Here is a 4,146-nt window from a genome sequence, read left to right as displayed (position 1 = left end):
GCTGCCGCCAGGGCTGCAACACCGTTCGACGGCGGCGGCCGCGGCAGCGGAGCCTCCGGCCCCGTCCAGCCCCCGCCATGGTTCCGCTTCGGCACCATGAAGTACGGCAAGGAAATCCTGCTGGGCTCCGGCCTGCTGCTGGTGGCCGGCATCATGATCGCGCAGCTGCTGGGGGTGGACGTTCCGCTCGGAACGCTGATCCCGGCAGCGGCGGTCCTGGGCGGCGCCTCTATTGCATGGATTCAGCTGGATGAGACACGGCGCGCCGGCCTTGTGGACAAGACGAAGGCCGACCAGGCCGGCGGCTGGGCGCGCCTGGCCGCAGGCCTTGCCCTGGTGGTGGCAGGTGTGCTGGTGATGGTCTCCGGCTCCGGTTCCTGGGAGCAGACCTGGCTTGCGCTGTTGGCCTCGGTGGCTGTGCTCGGCGGCGTGGTGCTGGTCCTGCTGCCGTGGGCGCTCAAGTTCTGGCGGGACCTGGAGGCCGAGCGGGCCGGCAGGATCCGTGAAATGGAACGGGCCGAGATTGCTGCGCACCTCCATGATTCCGTCCTGCAGACGCTGGCCCTCATCCAGCGCCGGGCCGGCAACGAGCACGACGTCGTCCGGCTGGCCCGTGCGCAGGAGCGTGAACTTCGCGGCTGGCTGTTCCAGGACCCCGGGCGGGAAGCGGGGCAGCTGTCGGACCGGATCAAGGCAGTCGCCGCGGAAGTGGAGGACCTGCTGGGCAACGCCGTCGAGGTTGTCACCGTGGGGGACACCTCGATGACGGAGGCGCACGAAGCCCTGGTCCAGGCCAGCCGTGAGGCGATGCTCAACGCCTCCCGGCACGGCGGCGGCACGGTATCCGTCTACCTCGAGGCCTCCAACGGGCAGGCGGAGGTCTTCATCAAGGACCGGGGCCCCGGCTTTGAACTCTCGGATGTTCCCGAGGACCGGCTGGGTGTGCGGGAATCTATCATCGGCAGGATGAAACGGCACGGCGGCACCGCGACCATCCTCAGCACCGGCACCGGCACGGAAGTGCGTTTGCGGCTGCAGACGGCGGCAGGCGCGGACAACTCGGAAGGAAACTCATGAACACCAGCCAGGGGGCGGCCTCCCGTCCGGCGAACTCCGTCCGCGTGGTCATCGTGGACGACCACGCGATCTTCCGGTCCGGGCTGAAGGCTGACCTTGACGCCAGCATCCAGGTGGTGGGCGAAGCAGCCACCGTGGAGCAGGCCATTGCTGTGATCGCGGAGCAGCGCCCGGACGTGGTGCTGCTGGATGTGCACCTGCCCGGCGGGCTGGGCGGCGGCGGACGCGAGGTGATCGCCGGTTCCGCCCCGCTGCTGGGTTCCACCCGGTTCCTGGCCCTCAGCGTCTCCGACGCCGCCGAGGACGTGGTGGCCGTGATCCGCGCCGGCGCCCGCGGGTACGTCACCAAGACCATTTCCGGCGCCGAAATTACTGATGCGGTGTTCCGCGTGGCCGGCGGCGACGCCGTGTTCTCGCCCCGGCTGGCGGGGTTTGTCCTGGACGCGTTCGGCACCGCCCCTGCCGAGATCGCCGACGACGAACTGGACAAGCTCTCGGCCCGGGAACTGGAAGTCATGCGCCTGATTGCCCGCGGCTACAGCTATAAGGAAGTGGCCAAGGAGCTGTTCATCAGCATCAAAACGGTGGAAACCCATGTCTCGGCGGTGCTGCGGAAGCTGCAGCTTTCCAGCCGGCATGAGCTCACCAAATGGGCCGCCGAACGCCGCCTCCTCTAACCGTGACGCTCTCTCAGCTCCTGCGCTAAAACCCCGAACGCGCTCTCAGATCCTGCGCTAAAAACCCGAACGCTCTCTCAGCTTTTGCCGCTTAAGCACACACGCTCTCTCACCGGGTGAAAGAGCGTGTGGGGAATTCCTGCGAAAGGTGAGAGAGCGTCCTACTGGGCTTTGCCGAGGAAGTCCTGCAGGCGCTGCACGCCGGTGGCCAGGTCCTCGTCACCCAGGGCGTAGGACAGGCGCAGGTAGCCGGAGGGCCCGAAGGCCTCGCCGGGCACCACGGCCACCTCCACCTCATCCAGGATCAGCGAAGCCAGTTCTGCGGAGGTCTGCGGCGTGGCGGTGCCGGACGCCGTCGGGAATTCCTTGCCCAGCAGTGCACGCACGTCCGCGTAGACGTAGAAGGCACCCTTCGGCGTCGGGCATTCCACGCCCGCGATCGCATTCAGGCCGGCGACGATGGCCTTCCGGCGGCGGTCAAACGCGACCTTCATCTCGTCCACGGCGGTCAGCGGCCCCGAGACCGCGGCGAGGGCCGCGACCTGCGGAATGTTGGACACGTTGGAGGTGGCGTGCGACTGCAGGTTGGTGGCTGCCTTGATGACGTCGGCCGGGCCGATCATCCAGCCCACGCGCCAGCCGGTCATGGCGTAGGTCTTGGCCACACCGTTGAGGATGACAACCTTGTCGCCCAGCTCGGGAGCGGCGGTGGCGATGGAGGTGAAGGGGACACCGTCGTACGTCAGGTGCTCGTAGATCTCGTCGGTGACGACCCAGAGGCCCTTCGCGGCGGCCCACTTGCCGATCTCAGCCACCTGTTCCGGGGAGTAGACCGAACCAGTGGGGTTCGACGGCGAGACGAACAGCAGGATCTTGGTCCGGTCCGTGACGGCGGCTTCGAGCTGCTCAACGGTCACCAGGTAGTCCTGCTCCGGCCCGGCAAAAACCTCCACCGGAACGCCGCCGGCCAGCCGAATGGCCTCCGGGTAGGTGGTCCAGAAGGGGGTGGGGACGATGACCTCGTCACCCGGATCGACCAGCGTGGCGAAGGTGTTGTAGACCGCCTGCTTGCCGCCGTTGGTGACCAGCACCTGGGACGGGTCGACGGCGTAGCCCGAGTCGCGGAGCGTCTTCTCGGCAATGGCCTTCTTCAGCTCGGGCAGCCCGCCGGCAGGGGAGTAACGGTGGTACTTCGGCTGGGTTGCGGCGTCGATGGCTGCCTGCACGATGTAATCCGGGGTGGGGAAGTCGGGTTCGCCCGCCCCGAAGCCAATCACCGGCCGGCCAGCTGCCTTGAGCGCCTTCGCCTTGGCATCAACGGCAAGGGTTGCGGATTCGGCAATAGCGGAAATGCGCTGGGAAACGCGGGCGGCAGACATGGCAGGTCCGTTCTTCGCTTGCAGCCGTGAGGCTGGAATGTGGGATTCGACGAGTTCTACTCTATGCTGTTCACCGGACCCTTCGGGTGGCCCGTTTTGAATTGTGACTGCCCCGGCAGCCGATCCCAGGACGCGGCGCTGATGGGCCGGAACGGGCTGGTTTTACGAACGTGCAGATGTTGCGTAGACTGGTTCACCGGTGTTGAAAACACGGATGATGGCGTGCGCCCCAGTTCAAGCTGGCGGATCGTCGTCGGAGGGTGAAATTCACTCCATAGGGTAGTGGCGCAATTGGTAGCGCAGCGGTCTCCAAAACCGCAGGTTGCAGGTTCGAGTCCTGTCTGCCCTGCGCAAGCTGCCCCGGGGCAAAATCCCGGGGCAAGCGCAGCAACCATGGTTCTGATCAGGGCCGGGTAATCCAGCATTGCAAAGATGAGCGAGGACCAGGTGACCGAAACAGCTGCCAGCAGCTCCAAGGGCCGCCCAGCTAAGAAGGACGCCAAGGCAAACTTCTTCGCCCGTATTGCGCTCTTCGTCCGCCAGATCATCGGCGAACTGAAGAAGGTTGTTGCACCGACCCGCAAGGAACTGATCAATTACACGCTCGTGGTGCTGGTGTTCGTGGCCATCATGATGGTCATTGTCAGCCTGCTGGATATCGGGTTCGGATCCGCTATGGGCTGGCTCTTCGGCGGTACCGGCTCCACGGACAGCTAAGGCTGCAGGGTCCGCAGGCCGCGTGTTCCTTCCGGATAACTGGAAGGAAACAGCGGCGTGCGGAATTGACCCATTTAAATAGGCATGTTAGGCAATGAGGAAGCAGGAGACCAAGTGTCTGAGCAGGAGCTCGGGGTAACCGAGACTGAGCTGGAAGAGTCCGCGGACATCACGGCAGAAGCCGGTGACGAGTCTGAGGTTGAGTCCGCCGCGCCCGAATCCGACGCCGCCGGCTCCGACGTTGCCGAGACCGAAGGCGGGGAGGGCGACGACGAGCCCGCCGACGCCCTCGCTGC

General features: G+C 66.0%; 4 protein-coding genes, 1 tRNA gene and 1 pseudogene. 5 read left to right on the top strand and 1 reads right to left on the bottom strand.

The window, feature by feature from the left end:
• Positions 1-1,077: sensor histidine kinase (locus tag AC5RTT_RS19910; RefSeq protein WP_494146611.1), on the top strand; the 1,077-nt coding region annotated here is incomplete at its 5' end.
• Positions 1,074-1,754 (top strand): LuxR C-terminal-related transcriptional regulator, encoded by a 681-nt coding sequence (locus AC5RTT_RS19905; protein ID WP_494008942.1) that lies wholly within the window; start codon positions 1,074-1,076, stop codon positions 1,752-1,754. The genes AC5RTT_RS19910 and AC5RTT_RS19905, both read left to right, overlap by 4 nt.
• A 161-nt stretch (positions 1,755-1,915) precedes the next feature.
• Here the strand turns inward: AC5RTT_RS19905 and AC5RTT_RS19900 are convergent, their stop codons facing one another.
• Positions 1,916-3,133 (bottom strand): pyridoxal phosphate-dependent aminotransferase, encoded by a 1,218-nt coding sequence (locus AC5RTT_RS19900; protein ID WP_494123305.1) that lies wholly within the window; start codon positions 3,131-3,133, stop codon positions 1,916-1,918.
• Between the two features lie 276 nt (positions 3,134-3,409).
• Here AC5RTT_RS19900 and AC5RTT_RS19895 point away from each other — a divergent pair.
• From AC5RTT_RS19895 to AC5RTT_RS19885, 3 genes and pseudogenes are all read left to right on the top strand, one after another.
• Positions 3,410-3,482, top strand: a tRNA-Trp gene (locus AC5RTT_RS19895).
• A gap of 83 nt (positions 3,483-3,565) precedes the next feature.
• Complete coding sequence (secE, locus tag AC5RTT_RS19890; RefSeq protein WP_494008940.1) at positions 3,566-3,850, top strand: preprotein translocase subunit SecE; 285 nt, start codon at positions 3,566-3,568, stop codon at positions 3,848-3,850.
• A 114-nt stretch (positions 3,851-3,964) separates the two neighbouring features.
• Positions 3,965-4,146: pseudogene (locus AC5RTT_RS19885) on the top strand (transcription termination/antitermination protein NusG); the annotation flags it as partial.

The organism is Arthrobacter sp. Y3221157, from assembly GCF_059089865.1.
Note: the sequence above shows the minus strand (reverse complement) of the source record. Positions and strands in the feature narration are given on the sequence as shown.